This window comes from Agarivorans sp. Alg241-V36 (genome assembly GCF_900537085.1).
Classification (GTDB): Bacteria; Pseudomonadota; Gammaproteobacteria; order Enterobacterales; family Celerinatantimonadaceae; genus Agarivorans.
The window spans coordinates 383972-409395 of the sequence record NZ_UNRE01000004.1; the positions used below are offsets into that span (position 1 = coordinate 383972).

Sequence of the window (25424 nt, forward strand, 5' to 3'; positions counted from 1 at the left end):
ACTGACAAATTTGCTACAAAGCGTTAGCTAAGTATGAAAAATAACGAAGCCACCGGGCGGTGGCTTACAAAAAGATACAATTGCGTGATGTTTTGGGGATACTTTAGATGCTAAATGACGATCCACAACCACATGTTGTATTAGCATTTGGGTTGTTCACCAAGAAGCGTGAACCCTCTAAGCCAGAGGTAAAATCAACAATGCCACCCACTAAATATTGCAGGCTCATTGAATCGACCACCATAGAAACACCTTGTTTTTCTACTAGGGTATCGCCTTCATTTACTTTTTCGTCGAAGGTGAATCCGTAAGAGAAACCAGAACAACCACCGCCAGTGACATAGACACGCAACATTAGCGCTGGGTTTTCTTCTTCAGCAACTAGCTCTTTTACTCGCGACGCAGCGGCGTCGGTAAATTGAATTGGAAATGCGGCTTGTTCAGTTACAGCTTGTTCTGACACAATCTATTCCTTAAAAATGTTAACTGACGCGGATTATCTAATACCCGAGTAATTTGTTCAAGTATTATCCTAGAGGCTTTACGCTTGGCCTTAAAGCAGAGCGAGCAGCTTATTTTTTGGGCCAACTTTGCTTGTAAATGATCTCGGCTTTTTTATTCCATTTATTGCCTTTAACCTTGGCTGTTAGCTCTATGCGCTCTGCTTTAAAACCTTCCGGCAATTTGATATCGGTATTCACTTCTTGGAAATAACGGAACTTAAAGGCTAATGGCGCCGCTTGGTTTTGCAGCTCAGCCAAACTGTATTGCGCAGGCTCTTGATCTTGACTGCCCACCACTACCAGCTGCAATTCTCCACTTAACCAACGCTTGTTGCGCGCAACTTGCATCAACAATACCTGCATTCGATAGTAGTTGGGGCTTAACATGGCTTCGATATGAAACTGTTCAATCTTCATGCCGCCAGCTTGTTTTTCTGGCGCCATAATTTTGCGGTAAACCAGCAGTTCTTCACTTAGCGCATGCTTTTGCTCAGTAAGCTGGTTAATGTTTTGTTTTAGCTGGGCAAGCTCGGCCAAGCTTGTATCTTGTTCTAAGCGCACCATAGACAAGCGCTGCTGCAGCACAGACTGGCTATCTAACGAAGAACTAAGCTGCTGTTTTAGTTGGCTAATTAATTGATCTTTTTCTTCAACAACCACCGACAAGCCATACACACTGGTTAAGGCCAAGGCACCGACTAAACTTACAACTAATAACTTTGGCTTTGCCACTTTTGCTCTTACCTGTCGCGAAAAGACGACAGTTTACCCAGATTTACTGCCAGCAACAAATTACCCTTATTGCCCTACTCGTTAATTGGCTTTTTACTGCCAATAACACTGCTTGAATATCAGCGCTTTTCTTGCTTACTCAGTTCCATTCAGCAAGCTGCATCAAAGCCTATATTCACGGCCATTCTCATCACCATTGGTAATATTACTTGGCTATGGATTATTTGTTATAGTGAGCGCAATTTACTGCCTTAACGGCCCGTGATTCAGATTTTAAAGGATGCTTTATGTCTCGTTCAGAACAACTTTTTAGCCAAGCCCAGCAAACTATTCCTGGCGGCGTTAACTCTCCAGTACGCGCCTTTAATGGTGTGGGTGGAACACCGGTTTTTATTGAACGAGCCGACGGTGCGCGCATTTTTGATGCCGATGGCAACAGCTACATTGATTACGTGGGATCATGGGGACCAATGATTTTGGGCCATAACCACCCTGCTATTCACCAAGCAGTGGTAGATGCTGCTGCTAAAGGCTTGAGTTTTGGCGCACCTACCGCTGCCGAAATTGACATGGCCAACCTAGTCTGCGAATTGGTGCCGTCGATGGACCAAGTGCGCATGGTTAACTCGGGCACCGAAGCCACCATGAGCGCTATTCGCCTTGCTCGCGGCTATACCGGCCGCAATAAAATTCTTAAGTTTGAGGGTTGTTATCATGGCCACGCTGACTCATTGCTGGTTAAAGCGGGCTCTGGCGCATTAACCCTTGGCCAACCTAGTTCGCCAGGCATTCCTGCGGACTTTGCTCAGCATACCCTTACCGCTACCTTTAACGACTTAGCTTCTGTAGAAGCTTTGTTTGCCGAATACCCGGAAGACATTGCCTGTATTATCGTTGAGCCAGTGGCTGGCAACATGAACTGTATTCCTCCGCTAGATGGCTTTTTAGAAGGGCTACGTGCCATTTGTGACAAATACCAAGCGGTATTCATTATTGATGAAGTAATGACAGGCTTTCGAGTTTCCTTAGGCGGCGCCCAAGCTCACTACAATGTGAAGCCCGACCTAACATGTTTAGGTAAAGTGATTGGCGGCGGTATGCCAGTAGGCGCGTTCGGTGGCAGCCAAAAGATTATGAATCACTTAGCCCCAGTTGGTCCGGTTTACCAAGCAGGTACTTTGTCGGGCAACCCAATCGCTATGGCTGCGGGCCTAGCTGCACTAACTGCGCTAAAAGATCCGGCGGTTCATCAGCACTTAAATGCCATCACCGAACGCTTAGCAAAAGGCCTAAAAGCCGCAGCCGATCGCCAAGGCATTCCGCTAACGGTTAATCAGGTAGGTGCCATGTTAGGCTTTTTCTTTACCGAGGAAAGCAGTGTAAGCAACTTTGCCCAAGCCTGTGCTTGTGACGCTGAGCGTTTCAAGAAGTTCTTCCACCTGATGCTGGAAGAAGGCATTTACCTAGCGCCATCTGCATTTGAGGCTTCATTCACCTCTTATGCCCATAGCGAAGCTGACATTGATGCCACCATTGCAGCGGCTGAGCGTTGTTTTGCTAAGCTAAAATAAGTACTATGGCCGCACTTACTTAAAGTGCGGCCTTACCTTAACCATTCTATTTTCACTACTCGGCCAGTCTTCAAATACACCACGTATTTTTTGCCTTTGAGGTTGTAGAGCACGCCTTCTAACTTATTGAAGTTATCGCCGCTGACTACTTCTTCGTATTCAGGCTTGCCGCAGGCGCTAACTAACTCCAACTTATCGGTACCAGAGCGTATCCAAGTGCCGTTACAATTTATATTTGCGACTTCGGTTCCATTACCGGCTTGCGCGCTGCCTATCACAAGCAACAACATCAGCCATAAACACTTTTGCATCCACTATCCTTACAAACACTAATCAACTGAGTAAATAATTATAGTAAGCAATAACTTAGGAAGAGGAGTTTTTTACTGAAGGGCGTGTCCAAAGAAAAATCATTACCGCCAGCAAGCAAGTACCAGCAGCAATCCGGGCAAACCATGGAACATCCATCCACAGCATTAAACCGGCCGAAATAGCCACCATGACGCTAGCGCTACACTTTGCTTTTAAGCTGACTACACCGTGGCGCTGCCAATCGTTAATCAATGGTCCGAAAGTGCCATGCTGCTCTAACCATGTAGCAAATCGAGGGGAGCTTTTAGAAAATAGAATCACCGCCAACAGTATGAATGGCGTAGTTGGTAACAAAGGTAAGAAAATACCTACCGTGCCTAGCAATACCGCTAGCCAAGCAACCAAGAGGTAAAACAGTTTTAACATCGAGCAAGCACCTTTTATCAGCAGGCTCTTAGTTTACTCTTTTATAGGGGTAAATAGCTGTTAGTTATAGCTTGTAGCAAAATAAAATTAGACATCTAGACGGCCAAATAATAAATTAGCTCTGCCGCCGATTTACTCGCCAACTTGCGGGCGGCTAACAAATACCGCTAAAGCGCCTAAGGGCGCGAACTAATTACTAGGAGTTCGTCATGTTTGAAGCTGTCCAAAAAGAAACCATTATTCTCACAAACGAAAAACAAGGTTGTAAGCCACATTGGCAACAACCTTGTTTAACCAAAACAGATTGCCTTGAACTTAACGATCTCATTTCATCTCATAAGCTCAATGAATATACAGAGCTTTCTTACTTCAAAGACCGTTACAGGCCCAAAGCTTAAAAACAAAATGCCGATTTAACGCCTCCTTGTTTTGCTTCTTGATTACATATTCTTCGATCTGAGCTCTGCATGCTGTCTTGTACCTGTAGCTGCGAGCTGTAACCATCAACTTCTAAGGCATGGCTTGCTGCACTTACAAACAGAGCAGAGCTGAAAATAATACTTAAAAAACTTGTAGTAAAAAATTTCATAATACTTCTCCAAGAAATGTTGATTTTTGACTGCGCAGCCATGAACAAGAAGACCTAGCTGTCTACTAGGTTATTTCAAAGAAATTTAAAATTTTTTAGAAAAAAGTGAAGAATAATTGGAAAGTTTTGTTATTTCTTAGACTTAGAAACAGATAAAAAAGATGAGAAAAGCTGGAGAAGGAAGCTACCAAAATAACTAAGCGCTTAACAAGATTAAGCGCTTTTAGATTATGAAATAATGACTAAATAGCTTACTACTTTGCACTATTGCGGGTTCGTTTATCGCTCGATTTACTTGGACAAAAACTCGCACCTGAAGCACCTCTAAAACTTGAAACAGCCATAATATTTACCCCTACTACTTAAAATGTGAATGTGAAGTTCATCTGTTAACCACACAAGTAGTAAGGAGCAATAACGAGGCCAGTTTTTCAAAATCTTCTGATTAGAGTAAAAATTCCAGAATTAAACTAATGAAAAGCCTACCAATAGTGATAAAAGCCAATTATGACATCCCTAAGCAGGTTTTTATTTGGAAGCTATTGTTTGTCTCGCTTATTGCACAATGCGAATGCGCTCACATGTGGCACAAAGCTGCGCCACATTGCAGCAAAAGCGACATTACTTCGATTGGCCGTAGCGTTGATGTAGGGCTTGGTACAAATCTTCTTGGAAACTTAACGCCGAGGCATCTAAATCTGCCATTAGCTCAACCAAGTGCTCGTTATCTTCTCTGCCGTCCCACACTTTACGATAGGTTCCTTGCTTGTAACCATTGTCTTGACGGAAGAAATTAAGCACGTTTTTGCTCACGTATTGCTGGTAAAGATCCAGCCAAGTCATTTTACAATCAACTAGCAAGGCCGAGAACAAGCCAATGCTGGTGCGTTTGGCAGCAGCAAGACCAATCAGTAGTTCAAGCTTCTCTAATAAATTAAGCTCGGAAAACTGCCATTGCTTACCATCAAACTGCAGCTCTTTCTGGTCGATATTGTCAAAAATATAAGCTTGGGCCGGTGTATGTTCGCCATCTGATTGCAGCAATAACTCAGACAATACGAAGTGCCAAATGTCTACCAGCTCCATTTGTAGTTGTTCTAAGTCGCAATCTTGTTTTTTCCACCACTTCCAACCATGGTGTTCAATCGCTTCCGCACCTTCAATCACTACCGCACGCAAAAAGGGCGAACGCGTGCTTAGCCATTGGGGATTCACTTTGGCGTTCATGTTGTCTTGTAGCTGCAACATAATTTGCGCTTGGTTTGCTTGTAACATTCCAGATCCTTAATTAAATATACTTTGTAACCAGGTTTTCGCCTTGGTGGCACTTTGTTGCACACAGCCTTCCGCTACTTCCGCTTGGCTGCTGGGTGCGGGTAATAGTTGAGTTTCGCCACAATCTGCCGATGTAGGGTGTCCATTGGCTTTAGCAAAATGCACCCAACTTAGATTATCCGGTTGCATGGCGCGTAGCGACTGTGGGTACGAGGTTTTGAGATATGCAGCATATACTGGCAGCGCTGCCGACGAGCCTGTTACCGCAGCAGGTTTATTATCGTCTCGCCCTACCCATACGGTAACAATCTCGCGCTGGTCAATGCCCACATACCAGCTGTCACGTAGATCATTGGTGGTACCGGTTTTACCGGCTAAATCCACCTTAGGGATCCGCCACTTCAACGAGCGAGCAGTGCCGCTGCGGGTGACCTGGCTCATGCCATAAAGGGTGAGGAAATTGGACATTTCAGACCACCGCCGCTCGGCGTCACTATCAGCTTTATACAAAACATTACCTTGGCCATCATTCACTTGGTGCACCGCATAGAGCGGACGATATTCACCATCACCACCCAAGGTTTGATATAGCTGAGCCATTTGAAAAGGCGATAAACTCAAGCTGCCCAATAAAATAGACGGATAAGGGCGAGTATTCTCTTCTAAGCCGGCTAGCTTTAAAGTATCAACCACCGAATCAACACCCACCTCTAAGCCTAAACGCACCGTTGGCACATTTAACGATTCAGCCAATGCGCGCACTAGCATCACTGGCTCACTAAAGCTTTTATCGTAGTTATTTGGCTGCCACTGCGTACCATCATCTAAGGGTACCGCTAGAGGGCTATTATCCAGTAATTCGCCCAACTGGTGGCCTTGCTCAAGCGCAGTAAGATAAACAAAAGGCTTAACCAAAGAGCCAATTTGGCGACGTGCATCTAAGGCGCGATTAAAACCTTGGTTGTTCTTCTCTCTGCCGCCAATTAGCGCGCGAATCGCCCCAGTATGGCGTTCACTAATTACCATTGCCGTTTGCAGCTGTTTTGTAGCACCTTGGTCAAGTTGCTCTAATACGCTCTGAGCTGCAGTTTGAGCATGACGCTGCGACAAAGGATCGAGGGTTGTGAATACTTTTACACCGTTATGATTACGCCAATCATCGGCATGCTGCTTCAGCTCACGGCGCACCAAAGATACAAAGCCCGGTGTTTTTTGATAACCCATGCTGCCACGCTTACTCAAACCCAAGGGCTTTTTCACTGCCAGTTGATATCGCTCGGCGGATAGCTCGCCTTCTTCGGCCAAAATGCGCAGGACTAAGTCACGACGATTTACCGCCCGCTGTTCATGGCGCCAAGGATCGTAGTAAGACGGTCCTTTAATAATCGCAACCAACAAAGCGACTTGCTCCACCGATAAATCATTCACTGGGCGGCCAAAATAGAAATAACTCGCTAGGCCAATACCGTGCACCGCATTACTGCCGTTTTGCCCTAGATACACTTCGTTAAAGTAGCTCTCGAGAATTTCATCTTTGCTGTAGCGAAAATCGATCAACAGCGCCATATAAGCTTCTTGCAACTTGCGCCACAAGGTTCGCTCACGGGTAAGAAAGAAGTTTTTAGCAAGCTGTTGAGTAATGGTGCTACCGCCTTGCACCGTGCGCCCAGCCCGCAAGTTCACCACTAAGGCTCGAGCGATCGCCATGGGTGATACCCCATCATGCTGATAAAACTGACGATCTTCGGTCAAAATTAAAGCTTGCTTTAAGCTATCTGGAATGTCGATTAGCGGCACAAATAAACGGTCTTCTTGCTCTGTAACGTTTAAGCGTTCCAGCAATACCGGGTCGAGCCGGGTTTGGGCAATTTCTTCGCCAGTATCGCGATGCTGAATCTTAGCCAAACGCGAGGGACTAAACGTGAGCAACATTGGCAGCTCTGGCTCAATGCCATCGGCAAATTCAAATTGACGACGCACTACTTCAATTTTAGTTTGTGATACCGCGTATTCACCGCCTCGTTTAGCTCGCTTTACCTTTCGGTAATTAAGCAAAGCTAATTCATCCTGCAGCTCTTTGCGGCTCAAACGTAAACCCGGATATAACTGTAGCTCACGGCCATATACGGCAGCGGGTAATTGCCATTTATCCCCAGTAAAACGTTGTTGAATTTGCCGATCTAATACAATCCCCCATGCCACAACCACCACTAAACCTACTAGGGCGAGCTTCCAAGTAATACCCCACAAGCGTTTACCCCAGCTTGGTTTAACGGCTTTTCTCTTGCTGGCTGGCTGTTTAGTGGCTTTTCTAGCTGGAGAGCGTTTGCTTTTGCTGGCGGGCTTTTTGGCCGTGGCTTTTTTAGGGCTGGGTTTCTTGGCCGATGGATTGGGTTTTTTGGGACTCATACTGCCTTACTGCTTGATCAAACGTTAATGGTTGGCTCACTAAAACGCGCAGAAAATGCGAAAGCCAAAGTGCAACAAGGATACTCCCACTGACGGTGTTTTTTAAGCATAAATTAGTGTCAATATGGCTAAGATAATTTGTGAAGGCAGCCAGTTGCTCCAGCAAGGCTCAACTTGAAACCTAGGATAGTATTTATAGTTGCTTTAGATGGCTTTTAGGCTTGGGGGCACCGCTTCCCAAATAGCCGCATCTCGCGTTTTTTGATACCCGTACTGGTACAAGCTATTCATGTATTGCTGAGTGAATGCTTCTTCACTAATTAGAGGGAAATCACTATCAATGTAGGCCAAATGAAAGCCCAAGTGATGACGTTGCGAGAAGTGGTAGATATGCTCTACGTCGCCTATGCCTTGGTTGCGTATCATTGTAGACAGCGAGCGTAAGCTTATTTCCGTAAGACTATTTTCGATTACCCGATAATGAGGTTTAAGCGGTCCATTACGAATAACATAAACCTGCTGCGGTAAATCTTCTAGATAAGCGCTATGGTAAGCCCACTGCGGCACTAAAAATACCTGTCGGGAAACGCCGCCATCAACATGTAGCTCCTCATAAGCTTGCTCGCCATCGCTTATTTCTAAGCTTTTAGCTGGAAATGCGCCTGGCACAGAGCTACTGGCGATAATGATATCTTGAATCAAACTTACCGCTTGTTGATTGTTTTGTTGGGCAATTTTGCCTATGTCCCACATCGACATTTTTTCGTTGTCTAAATTGGTCGTGCCAATAACCAATAAGCGACCTTTGCTGCGCTCACTAGCAATTTTCTGCACAATATCTGCGTTCACATAACTGCGCACTTGTCGCTCAAAGCCTTGAGTATTTAGTACCGTTTTACCCCCTAACAAACTCCAAATACCATTCACTTCAAACAAGCTGTTCATGCTGGTTTCGGTATAGTACCGTTTAAGCACAGGGTCGTAGTCACTGCCTAAGTAGGCAAAAATTGAGACGATTGCCCCGGTGGAGACTCCAGTAACAAGGTCGAATTCAGGTCTAGTGTCGTTATCACTCCAAGCATTAAGGACTCCAGCAGAAAACGCGCCGTTTATTCCGCCACCAGATAGGGCGAGATGATTTATTTCACTAAGCTGTTGCTCTCCTCGCGACTCTCTACCAAGCAGAATTTGTTGATATTCCGCTTCCAGATCATGGCCAGTAATTTCTTTGCTTTCGCCATCCCAATAACGAATACCAGAAACACCTAAAGGCGACATCACTTCTGAATATAAAGAAGCATTTCTTGGCGGGGCGCTGCAGGCCAGCAGCACACATACAGTAGTTAGAAGCGTTATAGCTTTAAACAGAGCAATAGCATGTTTGCTAAGCAAGGGAGACACTCCAAAAATGAGTTGATAACGAAGAGCTTGAATTAATAGCGGGGAGTAATGGTAGCTAGGCAAGCATCCGTGCTTAGCCAATAGTTAAACTATCAATTAAAAGTGGTAATCAACCGACAGCATGATTTGTTGAGTGTCGTTGAGTTTAAAGCTCGCTTCTTCATAATCTTGCTCTAAATAACGGTAGCTTAGCTCAGCACTCCAGTTGTCATTAATATTGTAAATAACCCCTGTTTGTCCGCCCCAAACAAACTCGGTAGAGCTTTGGTTATTAATCTCACTATCCGATGCGCCCATAGAAGCACCGATGAACAAACTAAAGTTGTCATTAAGCGGGTACAAATAGTCGTAAGAAGCAATCAAGCTATTTTGGCTTAGCTCGTCCATGTAGGCGTAAGTGCCCATTACACGATGATTGTCATTGATAATCGCACCACCACGTAACTGGTAAGTTGCGCCATCATCTTCGCCGTTATACATGCCTTTTACATTGTCGGCTTGGTAACCCAAACCTGCACCCGCGAACCAATCTACATCAGCAGCCATAGCGCCAGTAGACATAGTACAAACCATTAGTGAAGCCAACAGTGTCTTTTTATTCATAACAATAGCCTTTAAGATTTAGAGTAAAACTTGCTAAATACCTCTATAAGTCGGCAGATAGTAAGCATTCAACTAACAAAAGTTGGCGGAACAACACCCTGTTAACACAGGATGAATTTGCCACCGCCCGAGAATAATATCGACACTGGAGGGGAAGATAAACGCGCAGCCGCATCACAAACTGTCATATAAAACATGACAATATCCTTTTTAATGCGGTCGCTGTTTAGCCTTGATTTGGCTTTGCGTAATTGAGTTGGCGTTTGGTTTTATGGGTAGCTTGAGCACTAACAGGATCGTCAGGCCAAGGGTGTTTGGGGTAACGCCCTTTCATTTCTTTTTTCACTTCTACATAGGCTGACTGCCAAAAGCTGGCTAAGTCTTGAGTAAGCTGCAAAGGTTTACCACCCGGCGACAACAGCTCTAAGGTGATCGCAATTTTGTTACCTAATTGCGGCGACTGCGGCTGACCAAACATTTCCTGTAATTTTATCGACACCACCGGAGCGTTACCTAACTGGTAGCGAATGGCGGCACGATTCCCAGAAGGGGCTAAATAATGACTAGGTACCAAACTTTCTATTTGCTGCTGTTGTTGCCAATCTAAACGAGACTTTAAGGCTGCAAGCCAATCAATGTTTTTTAGCTGCTGCCAAGTTCTGCAAGTGCTTAAGTGCATGCTTAGCCACTGCTCAGCATCATCTAACAGCGCTTCATCGCTAAAATCGGCCATCGCCAATTCACTAAACCACTGTTGGGCGCAGCGGGTGCGCTCTAACCAAGCACGGGTTTTATCGTTAAGCGGCAACCAACTAAAACCTTTACGTTCAATTTGTTCCAGCCAAGCCTTGGCAACTAATTCGGGCTCTAGTTGCTCGGCGGCTTGAGCGCTTAATACTAACGCGCCTAGCCGCTGTTGTTTCTCCGCAACAATTCGCTTGGCGGTTTCAGACCACTGGCAATGCAATTGAGTGCTAAAACGCTCCGTTTGCAAGGTTTTAAGCTCGCTCAAGTCTAGCTCACAGGCTAAGGCAACCTTGCCTTGGTTTCGCCCTTCTGGCCAATACAAATCGCAAACCACCATGGCATCTAGTTTAGCTAAGTGATGCTGCTGTTCATGTAACTCCAAACCAAAGCCACCACTGCAGGTATAACTGCGCCCCTGCCGCTTAAGGGCAATGCGATCGGGGAAGGCTTGCGCTAACAATAAACCATCCCACTTAGCATCAATGTCGCTGGCAGGTTTAACCTTAAAGCGCTGTGCCAATTGCTTAAGCTGTTGCTGATATTGCTGTTTAGCAGCGCCCGCTAGCTCTGCTTGTGCTTGGCTAATTTGATCGCTTTTGTGCGAGCTATTGTTATCCAGCAATGCAGCCAACTGGCAAGCTCGCCACAACAAACCGTTTACATTGGTTTGCTGTTGCCAAGTTTGTGCTTGGTCTAACATCGCCAACATACGTGGGCCAACCCCACTATTGCTTAGGTGTTCTGCACGTTCACTTAAGCGGTCATTTTTAAGCAGTTGTAGTTCGCTGAGCAACTGCTTGGCTTGGCCAAGATGAGCTTTAGGTGGCATGTCTAACCACTGCAGCTCGCCAGCATCGGCTCCCCACTGCATTAATTCTATTACCAAGCGACTTAACTCGCTGCGGGTAATTTCTGGACTCGCGGCAAAGGGGCGATGATTTAACTGCTCTTCGCTGTAAGCGCGATAACAATGACCAGCCTGTAAACGCCCGGCTCGACCAGCACGTTGTATTGCCGATGCTTTGCAAATCATCTTCGTTTGCAAACGTGTGGTGCCGCTGCTGGCATGGTAACTGGCTTGCCGCTCTAGGCCGCTATCAATCACGCAGCTAATACCATCAATGGTTAAACTGGTCTCGGCGATATTAGTCGCAAGTACCACTTTACGCTTGCCAGGCAGAGCCGGGCGAATCGCAGCTTGCTGCTCGGCTAAGCCCAGCTTGCCATACAAGCTGTGTAACTCTTGCTCGGCGGATAAGTTTGGCCTTAGTTGTTGTTCTACTTGACGAATCTCTGCATTACCCGGCAAAAATACCAATACGCTGCCGGTTTGCTCGGTCAAGGCCTTTGTCACCAACTGGGCAAGTTGTTCACTCCATTGCCAATCTCGCTTAATAGAATGATAGCTATAGGTAATAGGAAAGCTGCGACCTTGGCTTTCTAGTAATTGCGCATCGGGCAATAGCTTGCTTAAAGCATCACTTTCTAGCGTGGCCGACATAATCATTAGCTTTAATTCTGGATTAAAAGCTTGCTGCACTTCTAGGCTAAGCGCTAACCCTAAGTCGGCATGAATGCTGCGCTCGTGAAATTCATCAAATATCACCATGGCAACCCCGCTTAGTTCGGGATCGCTTTGAATCAAACGGGTGAGTATGCCTTCGGTTACCACCAGCAGTTGAGTTTTAGCCGATTGGCGATTATCACCACGCATTTGATAACCAACCCGCTCTCCCACCGCTTCGCCTAATTGGCTTGCCAAAAACTCGGCAATGTTTCGCGCCGCCAAACGCCTTGGTTCCAGCAAAATAATCTTGCCGTCTAAGCCCGCTTGTTGCAGCAACATTAAAGGCAAAGCGGTTGATTTTCCCGCCCCCGGAGGCGCGCACACAATAAACTGCTGCCGCGTAGCTAAACCGACCAATAAATCTGGGAATATTTGGGTTACTGGTAACTCACTCAAAGCTGTTCCTAAAACGCAGGGCCATTTAACCCGCCTAGTTTACCCAAACACTTGCGACTACCCAAGCAAGTGTTTGATGAACTGTTTTACGACCGCTCTGAAGACTAATATAAGAAATGGGGTTAAACTCAAAGCCTAAAGCTAGTGCACTAACACTTGCTCTAGCTAGAGCCTGTTAATCTTTAGAGCTGATTTTTTCAGCTGTTTGTGGCTTATTGATACAAGACAGAGGCTTTGATGTGTAGCTAGCTTGCTTGAGAAGCCGATAACGCAGTAGCAATGAGCCATAAACGCTGAACGAAGGGTTCGGCTAAAAGCGTTTTACGCCTTGTTAAGGGGTATTTGCTTAGAATAACTAGGCTGCGCACTCCTTGCCGCGCCTGAAACGATTTTATCTCGAACAAAATTTAACCGCGAATGGTCAACAGAGCCTAGCAAAGGGAAGTTAAAATGATTGTGTTTTCAAAAGTTTGTGTGCTTTGGAACATTCTCATTATTGGACTTTTAGCGCCCTTCACCAGTAATGCCCAAGAGCCAATGCATGGCAATACGATAAATTCATGGCCCCCCTATATGTTTCTTGAAGATGGCCGCATAAGTGGCATAGCAACAGATATTGTTAAGGCCACTTTCAAAAAAGCCAACATAGAGCTTGAATTGGATACCTACCCTTGGGCAAGAGCTTATCAGATAACCTTAACCCAAAAAGACACACTAATTTATATGTTGTACCGGACAGAAGACAGAGAGTCTTTATTCAAATGGGTTGGCCCAATCGTCCCTGCGCAACCTATGTATTTCTATAAACTGAGAAGTCGCTCGGAGATAAACATAAGTTCGCTGGAAGACGCGAAACAATACACCGTAGGAGTGGTTAGAAACGTAGCTAACCATAAGTTTTTACTTAAGCAAGGTTTCGAAGAGGGTAAGAACATTGCAGCAGTTACCAACCCACAGCAAAACCTAAAAAAATTGTTGGCTGGTAGAATCGACCTACTAATCGGTAGCGAGTTAACCCTAGCGATGCAAATGAAAGAGCTAGGGGCCTCGATGCAGGAGATAGAGCCATCTTTCAACCCAATTGAAACCAAAGCTGGCTACATAGGTTTTAACTTGCAAACCTCAGATGAAACAATCCAACGCTTGCAACATGCCTTAGACTCCTTACAAGAAGATGGCACAGTAAAAGAAATACAAAATAAGTACATTAATAGATACCTACAATAAACCCGAATCTAAAGAGCGCTCACCGCCTATTGACCGCAAGCCTATTAGCTCAGGCAAACTAAGCGCTTGTTGCGTGGCTAAACAAGAGCAATCAATCAGTGATAGCATTAGAGCACGATGTAATCATTCAGAAAAACTGTATGTCATTTGAATCACCGCTAAAACCCGCCACACTGGTTAAACGCTATAAACGCTTTCTCGCCGATGTAATTTTAGAAGATGGCAGCGAAACCACCATTTACTGCGCGAACACCGGCGCAATGACAGGCTGTGCTGAACCAGGTAATACCGTATGGTACAGCCAATCAAGCAACCCTAAACGTAAGTACTCACTTAGCTGGGAGCTAAGCCAAACCAAACAGGGCGATACCATCTGCGTGAATACTGCTAAGGCCAATCAATGGGTTGAGCAGGCCCTTCAGCAATCACTAATTGGCGAATTATCTGGCTACGCTCAGCTACGCCGCGAAGTAAAATATGGCAGCGAAAATAGCCGTATCGACTTTTTGTTGGAAGACCCTAAACGTGAAAAGTGCTACATCGAAGTAAAATCTTGCACCTTGCTACAAGAAGGTAAGGGCTACTTTCCCGATGCCGTAAGTACCCGCGGGCAAAAACACTTACGCGAACTTATCGAGATGAAACAGCAAGGCCACCGCGCAGTATTGTTGTTTGCGGTGTTGCATAGCGGAATCAACAATGTTCAAGCCGCTGCCCACATTGATCCCGCTTATGCAGAGTTACTCGCCTTAGCCAAACAACAGGGTGTGGAAGTGCTTGCGTACAAGGCTAAACTAAGCCCTGAACATTGCAGCTTAGATCACGCCGTTCCTGTTTACTAATCGCGCCACTCTGCCTCTACTTGTACAGCTTTATTTACATGAAATCGGGCTAGATTTGAATCACCGTAAACTGGAACATTTTGCAAAAGGCAACTAGATGATAGGGATGTCAGTGACATTTTTATGACAACATCAGTAAAACATTTACTACTTTAGAGGGTGGTCAAAAAAGCGGCAAACAGTCTACATTCTTTTACCGAGCTTAGGCAGAATTGGCAAATTCATGGCAATTCATTTGCGGTACGTTAGCCTTTCTGCTATAGATACCCGCCTAATTTACATCCTCGACTGTTTAACGAAAAAAGTCGTACGGAATTTGGGAGAGAAGTATGCCAGACGGCAAAAAGAAAACACTAGGTGTGCTCTCTATCGCAGGGGTTGAACCATATCAAGCTCAGCCTGGCGAAGAGTACATGAACGATGCTCAGTTAGACCACTTCCGCACCATTCTTGAAGCGTGGCGTAACCAACTTCGCGAAGAAGTTGATCGCACAGTAACGCACATGAAAGACGAAGCGGCTAACTTCCCTGATCCAGTTGACCGCGCAGCGCAAGAGGAAGAATTCAGCCTTGAACTTCGTACTCGCGACCGCGAACGCAAGCTGATCAAAAAAATCGAGAAGACCTTGCTTAAAATTGAAGATGACTTCGGTTTTTGCGATGCCTGTGGTGTGGAAATCGGCATTCGCCGCTTAGAAGCCAGACCAACAGCGGATCTGTGTATCGACTGCAAAACCTTAGCTGAGATTAAAGAGAAGCAACTCGTCGGCTAGTTTTTGTTAAAGCCAAGGCAGATGAGCTAACCCTCTATCTGCCTAGCTTTATATTGTAAGAATTTTACTATGAGCGCTAAGCCCTACGTAGGCCGTTTTGCCCCCTCCCCTTCAGGCCCATTGCACTTAGGCTCGTTAGTTGCCGCTGTAGGCAGCTACCTGCAAGCTCGTCATCACCACGGCCAATGGCTAGTTCGTATTGAAGACATCGATCCCCCAAGAGAACAAGCAGGTGCGAGTAAACTTATACTGCAACAGCTGGAACAATTTGGCCTGCATTGGGATGGTGAGGTTTTATATCAAAGCCAACGCCTTGAGGCTTACCAAGCACAAATCGATAGCTGGTTACAGCAACACAGTGCCTATTTTTGCCAATGCACCCGTAAGCAAGTTAAAGCCTCTGGCGGCTACTACTTAGCAACCTGTCGCAATCTGCAGCTCAGTGGCTTGGACCACGCAGTGCGATTACAAAGCAAGAGAGCAATTGAGCAATTTGAAGATCTAGCTTACGGCACGGTGCACATTCCAGCCGCTTTAGCCGAAGAAGACTTCATCATAAAACGCCGCGATGGCTTATATGCCTACAATCTAGCGGTGAGTTTAGACGACGCCGAACAGGGTATTACCGAAGTAGTGAGAGGTGCTGATTTAATTCTAACCACTGGCCGGCAACTGGCGATATTCGAGCTCTTAGCCAAACCCGCTCCAAAATATTTGCACCTACCCTTAGTGCTTGACGAAAGTGGCAATAAACTCAGTAAGCAAAACCATGCACCTTCGATTTCGGGCAAGCAAAATCAGCAATTGCTGCTGCAAGCCTTAAGATATTTGGGGCAAACGAGCGAAGCCGACTGGCTTGAACTAAGCTGTGAGCAAATACTAAACAAGGCTCTAGCCAATTGGCGGCTTTCTTCGGTACCAAAAATCTCACTAGACAGCCAGTGAATTAGTTGTATTTCTTTGTAAAAAAGCTATATTAGCGCCTTATTTTTCACCATGTAGATAATGCGCGCTCAAGGGGGCACCCATTTTACGCAAACTCGCCAAAGTATATAAGCGGATCATTAAGCCAAATAGCGCTGAGCCAGTAGGCTTGGAGCAACAGGTGATCCCACGTGCTGAGCACAATATTTCTCGCCAAGACATTAGCGAAAATGCCCTTAAGGTCTTATATCGTTTGCATAAGTCGGGCTACAACGCTTACTTAGTGGGCGGAGGTGTGCGTGACTTACTACTTGGCAAGCAACCTAAAGACTTTGACATTGCAACCAATGCTACCCCTGAGCAGATAAAAGGTTTATTCCGCAACTGTCGTTTAGTAGGCCGTCGTTTTCGCTTAGCCCATATTTTATTTGGCCGCGAGATTATTGAGGTTGCCACCTTCCGTGGTCATCATGACAGCGAAAACGCCAACACTGAATCTAAACGCAGTGAAGAAGGCATGTTACTGCGCGACAATGTTTACGGCAGCATAGATGAAGATGCCGAGCGTCGCGACTTCACAGTAAATGCTCTTTATTACAACATTGCTGATTTTTCAGTGGTTGATTTTGCCGGTGGCATTAACGATATCGCCGAGCGCCGCTTACAACTCATTGGTGACCCAGAAACACGTTATCGTGAAGACCCAGTTCGAATGCTTCGCGCTGTGCGCTTTGCGGTTAAATTGGACTTTAGCATTGCGCCGGAAAGCCGTGATCCTATTGCTCACTATGGCCACTTGCTTAAAGACATTCCTGCCGCGCGCTTATTCGAAGAATGCTTAAAACTGTTCTTGGGCGGTGACGGTAAATCTACTTTTAAGATGCTGGCCGATACTCAGCTACTTTACCCGCTATTTCCGCTGTTAAAGCCTTTATTGCAGCAATGGGATGAAGACTCTCCAGAACTACGCTTTATGCTAATGGCACTGGCTAGCACAGACAAACGGGTACGTGGCGACCAAAAAGTAACGCCTGCTTTTGTATTTGCTGCGCTATTGTGGCCACTGTTAGAAATAAAGAAAGACGAATTGCTAATAGAGCTTTCTCTGGGCGAGCATGACGCATCAGCGATGGCAATGAACTGGTTACTCGACCAGCAGTGTAAAAGCGTTGCCATCCCTAAACGTTTCACTACCGGCGTTCGTGAAATTTGGCAGCTTCAGTCTCGCCTTGACCGTCGCTTTGGCAAACGAGCTTTCCAAACCTTTGGTCACCCACGTTTTAGAGCCGCTTTCGACTTTTTAGAGTTACGTGCTAAAGCCACCCAAGATAAACACCTTGGTGAGCTTGCTCAGTGGTGGCAACAGTGGCAACGTAGCAACGAGCAAGGCCGCAATACTATGGTGCGCGAGTTAAATAAAAACTCGGGCCGCAGCAAAAGCCGTCGTCGCACTCGTAAGCCGAAAAAGACTGACAGTTAATAATGACCACTTGCTACCTGGCCTTAGGCAGTAATTTAGTCAATCCGCTCCATCAAGCCATTGCAGCTAGGCGTGCCCTAGCTGCTTCGACTGAACTCACGCTTATCTCTAACTCTTCACTGTATCGCAGTCGCCCAATGGGGCCGCAGGATCAACCCGATTACTTAAATGCGGTAATCCAGCTGGAGACAGACTTAGGCCCTCTCGCCTTGCTTGACCTTTGTCAGAAAATTGAACAAGAGCAAGGGCGTGAGCGCAAAGATGAACGTTGGGGGCCCAGAACCATAGACTTAGATATATTGCTCTATGGCAAACAAGTCATCGATAGCCCACGACTAACCGTGCCGCACTATGGAATGAAACAGCGAGAGTTTGTATTATTACCGCTCGCTGAAATTGCCAATGATTTATGCTTACCAGACGGAAGTTTGGTGCAATACTTAGCAGAATCTATCGACAGCAACGGCTTACAAGTTTTTAAACGCCCCCTAGAGTGGGCTTAAAGCTAATATTCACTAACAAATTTGCCTCGCTGTTTGAGGCAAACGGTAACGAACTATGAGCAGATTTACAGTTTCTCACTTACAAAAGTTTAAACAAAACAACGAGAAATTCTCCTGTATCACCGCCTATGACGCCAGCTTTGCTGCGTTATTTGACGAATTAGGCATGCACCTGCTGCTAATTGGTGATTCCTTAGGCATGGTACTGCAAGGCCACAAAGATACCTTAGCGGTTAGCATTGATGATATTGCCTACCATACTCGCTGTGTTGCTCGTGGCACCGAAAAAACCATGATCGTAGCCGACATGCCCTTTATGTCTTACGCCACTCCTGAGCAAACTTACCAAAATGCCGCCAAGCTAATGCAAGCCGGCGCACAAATGGTAAAAGTTGAAGGCGGTGAATGGTTGAGCCCTACCATTAAGGGTTTGGTTGAACGCGGCGTTCCAGTATGTGGTCACCTTGGTTTAACGCCTCAATCAGTGCATTTGTTTGGCGGTTATAAAGTACAGGGGCGCAGCGAACAACAAGCGCAAGAGATGTTGCAGCACGCTAAACAGCTAGAAGCAGCCGGCGTTCAGTTGTTGGTATTAGAATGCATTCCTACTGACCTGGCTAAACTAATTACAGAAGCCTTAACTATTCCAGTAATTGGCATTGGCGCAGGCAATGTTACCGACGGGCAAATCCTCGTGATGCATGATGCCTTTGGCATTAGCAAGGGCCATATTCCTAAGTTTTCTAAAAACTTTTTGGCTGAGACTGGCGATATTCGTGGTGCCATTAGCCTTTATTTGGAGCAAGTGTCTTCGGGTGAATTTCCTGGTGACGCACAGAGCTTTAGTTAATGATTAAGCTTGTTGAGCAGCCGAGTGAATTACGCTCGGCATTAGATGACGTGCGTCTACAAGGTCGAAAGATTGGTTTTGTTCCCACCATGGGGAATCTGCATGCCGGTCATATTGCCCTAGTGAAAGAAGCACAAAGTCACTGTGATGTTGTGGTGGTTTCAATATTTGTTAACCCCTTGCAGTTTAACAACAGCGATGACTTAGCCAATTACCCGCGCACTCTAGAACAAGATGTCGCCGCACTAAACCAAGCTGGCGCTGATTTTGTGTTTACTCCTAGCGCTGAAGCACTCTACCCAAATGGTTTAGAAACGGAGACTAAAGTAACAGTGCCTGTCCTTTCAGACATACTGGAAGGCGAATTACGCCCCGGTCATTTTGATGGCGTTTCAACAGTAGTTTGTAAGCTGTTTAACCTGGTGCAGCCACATTTGGCGGTATTTGGCGAAAAGGACTATCAGCAGCTGGCTTTAATCCGCAAGATGACCACCGATCTGTTACTCCCCATTGAAATTATTGGCCTACCCACGGTAAGAGAAGCCAGCGGCTTAGCCATGAGCTCACGTAACAATCGCTTAAGTGCCGAGCAGTTACAAACAGCCCCATTATTGGCTAAAGAAATGCGACAAATAGCGGCAAAGTTAAGCCGCAATAATCAGGCTGAATTAAGCCAATCAGCCAAACAAGCGCTAGAAAAAATGGGTTTTAAATGCGACGGTATTGATATCGTAGATGCCGAAAACCTAAGCCCCCTAACCCCTCAATCTCGCTCTGCTGTTATTCTTATGGCCGCCTTCCTCGGAGAAGTAAGGCTTATAGATAACTGCGTGATTGAACTACACTAATTTCGTCGATTAAAAGAGAGAACGTCAATGCAAACCACTATGCTAAAAGGCAAACTTCACCAAGCACGCGTAACCCATGCAGAGCTCAACTATGAAGGCTCTTGTGCTATCGACCAAGATGTTCTAGACCAAGCCGGTATTCTTGAGTACGAGAAAATCGACATCTATAACATTGAAAATGGTGAGCGTTTTTCTACCTATGCAATCTCTGGTGAGCGCGGCTCAAAAATCATCTCGGTGAATGGAGCTGCGGCACGTCGCGCAGCAGTGGGCGACCGAGTTATTATTTGCGCTTACGTGGGTATGAGCAACGAAGAAGCCAAGTCACACAAGCCTTCTTTGGTTTACCTAAACGAGAACAACGATATAGTTAGAACCAGTAAAGATATTCCGGTTCAACTGGCCTAGCACCAAAGTTGTGCAGGCTTAAAAATGGCGCACCATCTACGTGCGCCATTTTTGTACCTTTTGTCATAAAACAGCAAATAAACCCTTACATTTAACCCTGCTGTAACATCATCAAAATATCTCTCCAACAATAAAATCAAAACTAGCGATAAGTTCGCCTTATTAAGGACTTACGAAAGCTTTGGTTTGGTTTTTGCTGTAAAAAGCCAAGCATTAAAGTTTGTAGCATAGGGAGCGGTCGTGCTAAGTATTTATCTGGTATTGCTGGTGTTATTTTCCTTAGCATTAATACCAATTCCATCAATAGTCTCAAGCCATCGTCGCACTGATAACCAGCAACAGCTTGAACATACCCAATTGCTACAATCGCTCAATCATATGACAAGAAGACATTGGCGAATGCAGGCTCAAAAGCTCTCTGACCCACTGTTTTCACCTGCTGAGCTAGATAGCACTAAAGAACAGATTGAAGAAATCATGGTGTTGCTACAAGCCCAAAACAACTACCGCTACTGCGCCAAGGTTGAACAAATCATCTTGCATTGGCAAGCGCTCGCTCACTGCCAAAATCTAAGCCAACTTCGTCACCATCATCAGCAAATACTGCAACTCATTCAGCAGGCCACTTGCGACTCTTTTAAACAAAACACTCAAAAGGGAACAGTCTTTGCTTTGACTCCTTATAAGTAAATATGCGGATACGTATAAAGGAGTTTAAATGCGTAGTGCAGCCACTATTTTTTATAGCTTTCTGTTAGGTTTTTTAGTGCTTATAGGATTGAGTATTATTGACCTACAACAGCAGCAAAGCATCGCTAACCTCGCCTTGGTGTGTTTAAGCCTGTGTTTGAGTGGGCTTACCTTAAGTGTGCTTAAACTATTAATGCAACAAATAGAGCAGCCCGACAAAGTACACAGCAAAGGCCTAGCCAGTTACTTGTTTCAAGACACCCGCCACCAGCAATTAGAGCTACTAAGAGAACAACAGCGCCGAGTGCTAGAGCAACAAGATGCCTTAGACGAAATAAGCCACTGCTCAAAAGAATTGTCTTTGCAGGCTCAATCGGTAGCGTCTGGCGCTGTGCAACAAGCGGATGCTAGCCAAGCCTCTGCCAGCGCAGTGGTAGAAATGAGTGAAAGCATTAAAGATGTTGCCGAGCAAGTAAAGCGAGTGGCAGAAGCCAGCTTTGAAGCCAAACGTTTCTCTGAATTAGGCCAAGAGGCGGCCTTAATCGCTCAGCAAGGTACCGAGAAAATGGTAGCTAAAGGTGAAGTTAGCCTAGAGAAAGTGACCCAGCTACACCAAAAATCGAATACCGTAAGCAGCATCTCAAAAACCATTGAAGAGATAGCTGAGCAAACTAACCTATTAGCACTGAACGCCTCCATCGAAGCTGCTCGCGCAGGTGAGCATGGTCGCGGCTTTGCCATTGTCGCCAACGAGGTAAGAAACCTTGCCAATCGCAGCCATCAATCAGCCAACGAAATCAGCGACAGTATGCGAGAAGTGCAAGGCAATATTAATGAGGTGCTCGAGCACATCACTCAGCTAACCAGCCAAGCTCAAGAGATTCAAGACACCGTGGATAACTCACGCCAGCAACTTAAGCTTATTTACACCAAAAACCAAGAGCTTCAGGCACAAACAGAAATGATAGCCAGCAATAGCGAACAGCAACACGCAGCCACTATCGAACTTTCTGCCCACATCAACCAAGTGGCTGACTCCGCCCGAGAGAATACCTCCAGCGCCGAGCAAAGTGCAGACATAGCCAAACACCTTAGCGTGTTAAGCCAGCAGGGAGCTTAATATGAATACTAGCGTTATTATTGCCACTAGCATTATTAGCCTATTGCTAATATCAATCAGCATTTCTTGGTTATTGGCTAAGCGTCGCACCCAGCAGCAATACGCTGGCCTAGCAGCCTTAAAGCTACTAAAAAACTTAGTCGTATCGTTGCAAAAACATCGCGGTTTAAGCTGTGCCATTCTCAATGGCGACCAACAGCAAAATGCAGCACTGCTAGCTCAACAAAAACAAATTGTTAGTGCCCACTTAAGCTTAAGTGAAGATAGCTTTGTATCAGGCCAAGCTCGTTGGGATAGTTTTAACCAGCATTGGCCAAGATTACAACAAAACTGGCAGAGCAATAATCTAGAGAACAATATTGCTCAACACAGTTTAATGATTAAAAACCTGCTGTTTTTGTCGCAAGATCTAGCCGGTTTCTACTGTTTATCCAGCTTGAGCAAACAACATAAAAACATCGACTTTTTGTGGTTTGAGTTGCTGGAAACGGCAGAATCAATTGGCCAAGTGAGAGCGCTAGGCAGTGGTTTAGCAGCCGCTAAGCAAAGTAGCAGCGTTGAGCGGATCCGTTTGGCTTTTTTACACAATAAAATTGCGCAAATTGATTCGCAATCACTTAACCACTTTGCTCACAGCTTTATTCCAAACGATCCGGCTTACCAGCCTTTGTTAGAGCAACTCTTAGATACCATAGAGGTAGAGTTGATCAACAAGCCTCAGCCGACGATTTCGGTTAATGAGTACTTTCAACAGGCGAGTAAAGTGCTGGAAGGGCTATACCAACTATTTGATGCTGGAATAGCCCATTTAGAAGACCAGCAGCACGCTAAGCATTAGCTAGACTAAGTGGCTACGCAGCTGCCAAAGTTGCTGGCCACTATTTTGATATTTACGCTCAAAGGCAGTAATTGGCGAATCAGTTTTAAAACTGTTTAGCTGGCTAGTATGGCCAGCTAATTTTAACGCCACTTGAAACTCTTCCAAGTAGGTTTGCCAGTTACTGCGTAGTTCAAGTTGCCCACCTAGCTTTAGCAAATAAGGGAACACCGCACTACCGTGCCAACGACGCTGTAAATGGCGCGATTTAGGCCAAGGGTTGGGATAAAGAATATAGTGGTGGCTAAGTTGCCAGCCCGCTTCAAAAGCCAAGCGCCAAAGGTCGTTCAAATCAACTTGTAGTAACAAGTAGTTCTGCCCAGCTTGGTCAAAGTGCGCTTGATGCTTAGTTAATCGATGGGCTGACTTGTCCATCCCAATGACTAGCGCCTCTGGGTGTAACTCAGCCAAAGCAGCCGTGCTAACACCAGTACCACAGCAAGAATCAAACACCAAAGGTCTTGCGGCGGCTTCTACCTGCTTCTCTAACTGCATAAATGCTTCTAGAGTATGCTGGCGATAAGGCTTTTGGAATTCTTCCTCAAGGTGGCGTTGTACCACCTTGTTTAAGTTTTCGTGAATGCCCTGTTGATTAGAGCTAACACTGCGTGAATTACCTTCCATTACGCTCTCAACCCGTAACCACGTTTGATTAAGATATACGCCCAAGAATACAAAATAGCGATAAAACCTAAAATCATGCTAAATGATAAATACAGGGATACATCAGTTATGCCTAAAAAGCCGAAACGGAAGGCGTTCACCATGTAAACAATCGGGTTGATTTGCGACACCCCTTGCCAAAACTCAGGCAGCAAACTAATCGAGTAGAAAACGCCCCCCAAGTAAGTAAGCGGAGTTAAGATAAAGGTAGGGATAATGCTAATGTCATCAAAAGTATTGGCATAGATCGCATTAATAAGCCCACCCAAAGCAAACAGTATTGAGGTTAACAACACCGTTAGCATAATTGCTGCAACACTGTGCAACTGCAGTGGTACAAAGAACAGCGACACCATGGTAACGATGAAACCAACACACAAACCACGAGCTACGCCGCCGCCTACAAAGCCGAAGATGATAATGTAGTTTGGCACCGGAGCCACCAGCAACTCTTCAATATTTCGCTGAAATTTACAGCTAAAAAACGAGGACGCAACATTAGAATATGAATTGGTAATCACTGACATCATAATCAAGCCAGGAACAATAAATTCCATGTAGCTGTAGCCACCCATTTGGCCAATTCGCGAACCAATCAAGTTACCAAAAATAACAAAATACAAGCTCATGGTAATGGCCGGTGGCACTAAGGTTTGCACCCAAATGCGCCCAAAACGAATGATCTCTTTGCTTAAAATGCTTTTTAAAGCGGTGCCGTACAATGCTAGCTTCATGCTTGTCTCCCTTGAGCTACTAAGGTCACAAACAATTCCTCTAAACGGTTGGCTTTATTGCGCATGCTATGTACCACCACCCCCGTTTCATCAAGTAAGCGAAACACTGCATTTAGCCCTTGGCTTTTTTCAACATCTACTTCCAAAGTATGGTCATCCACTAAGCGTGACTCAAAACCCGCTAACTCCACCGCTTGCTGGCGGCTTTCAATATCAAAAATAAAGGTTTCTAAGTTTAACTTTGAAAGAAGCTGCTTCATTGAAGTATTTTCCACCAATTCACCTTTATCAATGATGCCAATGTTGCGGCACAGCATCTCGGCTTCTTCTAAATAGTGAGTGGTTAAAATAATAGTAATACCTTCGCTATTAAGCTGCTTTAAGAAGTCCCACATAGAGCGGCGCAGCTCAATGTCTACACCCGCAGTAGGCTCGTCTAAAATTAGCAATTTAGGTTCATGCATCAAGGCACGTGCAATCATTAATCGGCGCTTCATGCCACCCGATAACTCACGAGCTCGCGCATTACGCTTTTCCCATAAATCTAATTGCGCCAAATACTTTTCAGCTCGCTGCATGGCCAAAGGGCGCGGCACGCCATAGTAACCGGCTTGGTTCACCACAATTTGCAACACAGTTTCAAATTGGTTGAAGTTAAACTCTTGCGGCACTAGGCCAACATAAGACTTAGCCGCTTCTAAATCAGTATCAATATCATGACCAAAGATCTTTACTGAACCGGCAGACTTATTCACCAATGAAGTAATCACCCCAATGGATGTGGACTTACCTGCTCCATTTGGGCCTAACAATGCGAAGAAATCACCTTGCTCAACCACCAAATCGAAGCCTTTAACCGCTTGCACCCCACCGGGGTAGGTTTTCTTCAAACCTTGAATCGCTAACGCCTGCATAATCACAACTTAAATTAATGTAAAAAAATGGGCCCTTAGG

The 25424-nt window shown here is 45.5% G+C and carries 27 protein-coding genes; 14 read left to right on the top strand and 13 right to left on the bottom strand.

The window, feature by feature from the left end:
* Window positions 1-103 precede the first annotated feature (103 nt).
* Together erpA and G6R11_RS11605 are read right to left on the bottom strand one after the other, a co-directional pair.
* Window positions 104-463 (bottom strand): iron-sulfur cluster insertion protein ErpA, encoded by a 360-nt coding sequence (erpA, locus tag G6R11_RS11600; RefSeq protein WP_137673979.1) that lies wholly within the window; start codon window positions 461-463, stop codon window positions 104-106.
* Between the two features lie 109 nt (window positions 464-572).
* Window positions 573-1235, bottom strand: a complete 663-nt coding sequence (locus tag G6R11_RS11605) for a DUF6776 family protein (protein ID WP_163133232.1) — start codon at window positions 1233-1235, stop codon at window positions 573-575.
* 287 nt (window positions 1236-1522) lie between these two features.
* Between G6R11_RS11605 and hemL the strand changes: the two genes are divergently transcribed.
* Window positions 1523-2806, top strand: coding sequence for a glutamate-1-semialdehyde 2,1-aminomutase (gene hemL / locus G6R11_RS11610; protein ID WP_163133233.1), 1284 nt, complete (start codon window positions 1523-1525; stop codon window positions 2804-2806).
* Window positions 2807-2838: 32 nt separating this feature from the next.
* On the opposite strand, the gene G6R11_RS11615 is transcribed toward hemL, so the two are convergent.
* The gene (locus tag G6R11_RS11615; RefSeq protein WP_163133234.1) at window positions 2839-3117 is read right to left on the bottom strand and encodes a hypothetical protein; all 279 of its coding nucleotides are present in this window, start codon (window positions 3115-3117) and stop codon (window positions 2839-2841) included.
* Window positions 3118-3172: 55 nt separating this feature from the next.
* Complete coding sequence (locus G6R11_RS11620; protein WP_163133235.1) at window positions 3173-3544, bottom strand: YbaN family protein; 372 nt, start codon at window positions 3542-3544, stop codon at window positions 3173-3175.
* A gap of 209 nt (window positions 3545-3753) precedes the next feature.
* Between G6R11_RS11620 and G6R11_RS11625 the strand changes: the two genes are divergently transcribed.
* Window positions 3754-3942, top strand: a complete 189-nt coding sequence (locus tag G6R11_RS11625; RefSeq protein ID WP_163133236.1) for a hypothetical protein — start codon at window positions 3754-3756, stop codon at window positions 3940-3942.
* Here the strand turns inward: G6R11_RS11625 and G6R11_RS11630 are convergent.
* The 6 genes from G6R11_RS11630 to hrpB form a co-directional block, all read right to left on the bottom strand.
* Window positions 3939-4133: a hypothetical protein gene (locus G6R11_RS11630; RefSeq protein ID WP_163133237.1), complete on the bottom strand. Its 195-nt coding sequence runs from the start codon at window positions 4131-4133 to the stop codon at window positions 3939-3941. The genes G6R11_RS11625 and G6R11_RS11630 overlap by 4 nt on opposite strands.
* Before the next feature lie 621 nt (window positions 4134-4754).
* Entirely contained in the window at window positions 4755-5408 is a 654-nt protein-coding gene (locus G6R11_RS11635) for a dUTP diphosphatase (RefSeq protein WP_163133238.1), read from the bottom strand.
* A gap of 9 nt (window positions 5409-5417) precedes the next feature.
* On the bottom strand, window positions 5418-7817 hold the full coding sequence (mrcB, locus tag G6R11_RS11640; protein WP_240352451.1) for a penicillin-binding protein 1B: 2400 nt from the start codon (window positions 7815-7817) through the stop codon (window positions 5418-5420).
* A 204-nt stretch (window positions 7818-8021) separates the two neighbouring features.
* Window positions 8022-9299 (bottom strand): patatin-like phospholipase family protein, encoded by a 1278-nt coding sequence (locus tag G6R11_RS11645; RefSeq protein WP_240352452.1) that lies wholly within the window; start codon window positions 9297-9299, stop codon window positions 8022-8024.
* A gap of 15 nt (window positions 9300-9314) precedes the next feature.
* Entirely contained in the window at window positions 9315-9821 is a 507-nt protein-coding gene (locus G6R11_RS11650) for a porin family protein (protein WP_163133239.1), read from the bottom strand.
* 226 nt (window positions 9822-10047) lie between these two features.
* Window positions 10048-12531: an ATP-dependent helicase HrpB gene (gene hrpB, locus G6R11_RS11655; RefSeq protein ID WP_163133240.1), complete on the bottom strand. Its 2484-nt coding sequence runs from the start codon at window positions 12529-12531 to the stop codon at window positions 10048-10050.
* A gap of 450 nt (window positions 12532-12981) precedes the next feature.
* On the opposite strand from hrpB, the gene G6R11_RS11660 reads away from it, so the two are divergent.
* From G6R11_RS11660 to G6R11_RS11715, 12 genes are all read left to right on the top strand, one after another.
* Window positions 12982-13758, top strand: coding sequence for an ABC transporter substrate-binding protein (locus G6R11_RS11660; protein ID WP_163133241.1), 777 nt, complete (start codon window positions 12982-12984; stop codon window positions 13756-13758).
* 140 nt (window positions 13759-13898) lie between these two features.
* Window positions 13899-14600, top strand: coding sequence for a DNA/RNA nuclease SfsA (gene sfsA / locus G6R11_RS11665; protein ID WP_163133242.1), 702 nt, complete (start codon window positions 13899-13901; stop codon window positions 14598-14600).
* Window positions 14601-14929: 329 nt separating this feature from the next.
* Entirely contained in the window at window positions 14930-15373 is a 444-nt protein-coding gene (dksA, locus tag G6R11_RS11670; protein ID WP_016403587.1) for an RNA polymerase-binding protein DksA, read from the top strand.
* A 69-nt stretch (window positions 15374-15442) separates the two neighbouring features.
* The gene (gene gluQRS / locus G6R11_RS11675) at window positions 15443-16318 is read left to right on the top strand and encodes a tRNA glutamyl-Q(34) synthetase GluQRS (RefSeq protein WP_163133243.1); all 876 of its coding nucleotides are present in this window, start codon (window positions 15443-15445) and stop codon (window positions 16316-16318) included.
* Between the two features lie 163 nt (window positions 16319-16481).
* Window positions 16482-17777, top strand: a complete 1296-nt coding sequence (gene pcnB, locus G6R11_RS11680) for a polynucleotide adenylyltransferase PcnB (RefSeq protein ID WP_240352458.1) — start codon at window positions 16482-16484, stop codon at window positions 17775-17777.
* A 2-nt stretch (window positions 17778-17779) separates the two neighbouring features.
* Window positions 17780-18280, top strand: a complete 501-nt coding sequence (gene folK / locus G6R11_RS11685) for a 2-amino-4-hydroxy-6-hydroxymethyldihydropteridine diphosphokinase (protein ID WP_163133245.1) — start codon at window positions 17780-17782, stop codon at window positions 18278-18280.
* A gap of 55 nt (window positions 18281-18335) precedes the next feature.
* Window positions 18336-19130 (top strand): 3-methyl-2-oxobutanoate hydroxymethyltransferase, encoded by a 795-nt coding sequence (panB, locus tag G6R11_RS11690; protein WP_163133246.1) that lies wholly within the window; start codon window positions 18336-18338, stop codon window positions 19128-19130.
* A gap of 2 nt (window positions 19131-19132) precedes the next feature.
* On the top strand, window positions 19133-19978 hold the full coding sequence (gene panC / locus G6R11_RS11695) for a pantoate--beta-alanine ligase (RefSeq protein ID WP_240352459.1): 846 nt from the start codon (window positions 19133-19135) through the stop codon (window positions 19976-19978).
* A 27-nt stretch (window positions 19979-20005) separates the two neighbouring features.
* Complete coding sequence (panD, locus tag G6R11_RS11700) at window positions 20006-20386, top strand: aspartate 1-decarboxylase (RefSeq protein ID WP_016403581.1); 381 nt, start codon at window positions 20006-20008, stop codon at window positions 20384-20386.
* A 240-nt stretch (window positions 20387-20626) separates the two neighbouring features.
* On the top strand, window positions 20627-21076 hold the full coding sequence (locus tag G6R11_RS11705) for a hypothetical protein (protein ID WP_163133248.1): 450 nt from the start codon (window positions 20627-20629) through the stop codon (window positions 21074-21076).
* Window positions 21077-21104: 28 nt separating this feature from the next.
* Window positions 21105-22196 (top strand): methyl-accepting chemotaxis protein, encoded by a 1092-nt coding sequence (locus G6R11_RS11710; protein WP_163133249.1) that lies wholly within the window; start codon window positions 21105-21107, stop codon window positions 22194-22196.
* Window position 22197: 1 nt separating this feature from the next.
* Window positions 22198-23034 carry a nitrate- and nitrite sensing domain-containing protein gene (locus tag G6R11_RS11715; RefSeq protein WP_163133250.1) on the top strand — a complete coding sequence of 279 codons (837 nt, stop codon included), beginning with the start codon at window positions 22198-22200 and terminating at the stop codon, window positions 23032-23034.
* On the opposite strand, the gene G6R11_RS11720 is transcribed toward G6R11_RS11715, so the two are convergent.
* From G6R11_RS11720 to G6R11_RS11730, 3 genes are read right to left on the bottom strand one after another with little or no spacing between them, the layout of a single operon-like run.
* Entirely contained in the window at window positions 23035-23697 is a 663-nt protein-coding gene (locus G6R11_RS11720) for a tRNA (guanosine(46)-N(7))-methyltransferase TrmB (protein ID WP_163133251.1), read from the bottom strand.
* Complete coding sequence (locus G6R11_RS11725) at window positions 23697-24470, bottom strand: ABC transporter permease (protein WP_163133252.1); 774 nt, start codon at window positions 24468-24470, stop codon at window positions 23697-23699. Before G6R11_RS11725 ends, G6R11_RS11720 begins: the two co-directional genes overlap by 1 nt.
* Entirely contained in the window at window positions 24467-25384 is a 918-nt protein-coding gene (locus G6R11_RS11730) for an ABC transporter ATP-binding protein (protein ID WP_205472772.1), read from the bottom strand. The genes G6R11_RS11725 and G6R11_RS11730 overlap by 4 nt, the downstream gene beginning before the upstream one ends.
* Between the last annotated feature and the right edge of the window lie 40 nt (window positions 25385-25424).

What these genes read in the sequence shown, in the direction of transcription:
- G6R11_RS11720 (WP_163133251.1), bottom strand. Translation starts at nt 23,697, where the DNA reads ATGGAAGGTAATTCACGCAGTGTTAGCTCTAATCAACAGGGCATTCAC.
- G6R11_RS11625 (WP_163133236.1), top strand. Translation starts at nt 3,754, where the DNA reads ATGTTTGAAGCTGTCCAAAAAGAAACCATTATTCTCACAAACGAAAAA.
- G6R11_RS11630 (WP_163133237.1), bottom strand. Translation starts at nt 4,133, where the DNA reads ATGAAATTTTTTACTACAAGTTTTTTAAGTATTATTTTCAGCTCTGCT.
- panB (WP_163133246.1), top strand. Translation starts at nt 18,336, where the DNA reads ATGAGCAGATTTACAGTTTCTCACTTACAAAAGTTTAAACAAAACAAC.
- G6R11_RS11620 (WP_163133235.1), bottom strand. Translation starts at nt 3,544, where the DNA reads ATGTTAAAACTGTTTTACCTCTTGGTTGCTTGGCTAGCGGTATTGCTA.
- gluQRS (WP_163133243.1), top strand. Translation starts at nt 15,443, where the DNA reads ATGAGCGCTAAGCCCTACGTAGGCCGTTTTGCCCCCTCCCCTTCAGGC.
- G6R11_RS11725 (WP_163133252.1), bottom strand. Translation starts at nt 24,470, where the DNA reads ATGAAGCTAGCATTGTACGGCACCGCTTTAAAAAGCATTTTAAGCAAA.
- hemL (WP_163133233.1), top strand. Translation starts at nt 1,523, where the DNA reads ATGTCTCGTTCAGAACAACTTTTTAGCCAAGCCCAGCAAACTATTCCT.
- G6R11_RS11715 (WP_163133250.1), top strand. Translation starts at nt 22,198, where the DNA reads ATGAATACTAGCGTTATTATTGCCACTAGCATTATTAGCCTATTGCTA.
- G6R11_RS11615 (WP_163133234.1), bottom strand. Translation starts at nt 3,117, where the DNA reads ATGCAAAAGTGTTTATGGCTGATGTTGTTGCTTGTGATAGGCAGCGCG.
- folK (WP_163133245.1), top strand. Translation starts at nt 17,780, where the DNA reads ATGACCACTTGCTACCTGGCCTTAGGCAGTAATTTAGTCAATCCGCTC.
- panD (WP_016403581.1), top strand. Translation starts at nt 20,006, where the DNA reads ATGCAAACCACTATGCTAAAAGGCAAACTTCACCAAGCACGCGTAACC.
- G6R11_RS11730 (WP_205472772.1), bottom strand. Translation starts at nt 25,384, where the DNA reads ATGCAGGCGTTAGCGATTCAAGGTTTGAAGAAAACCTACCCCGGTGGG.
- G6R11_RS11710 (WP_163133249.1), top strand. Translation starts at nt 21,105, where the DNA reads ATGCGTAGTGCAGCCACTATTTTTTATAGCTTTCTGTTAGGTTTTTTA.
- G6R11_RS11650 (WP_163133239.1), bottom strand. Translation starts at nt 9,821, where the DNA reads ATGAATAAAAAGACACTGTTGGCTTCACTAATGGTTTGTACTATGTCT.
- sfsA (WP_163133242.1), top strand. Translation starts at nt 13,899, where the DNA reads ATGTCATTTGAATCACCGCTAAAACCCGCCACACTGGTTAAACGCTAT.
- dksA (WP_016403587.1), top strand. Translation starts at nt 14,930, where the DNA reads ATGCCAGACGGCAAAAAGAAAACACTAGGTGTGCTCTCTATCGCAGGG.
- G6R11_RS11635 (WP_163133238.1), bottom strand. Translation starts at nt 5,408, where the DNA reads ATGTTACAAGCAAACCAAGCGCAAATTATGTTGCAGCTACAAGACAAC.
- mrcB (WP_240352451.1), bottom strand. Translation starts at nt 7,817, where the DNA reads ATGAGTCCCAAAAAACCCAATCCATCGGCCAAGAAACCCAGCCCTAAA.
- G6R11_RS11660 (WP_163133241.1), top strand. Translation starts at nt 12,982, where the DNA reads ATGATTGTGTTTTCAAAAGTTTGTGTGCTTTGGAACATTCTCATTATT.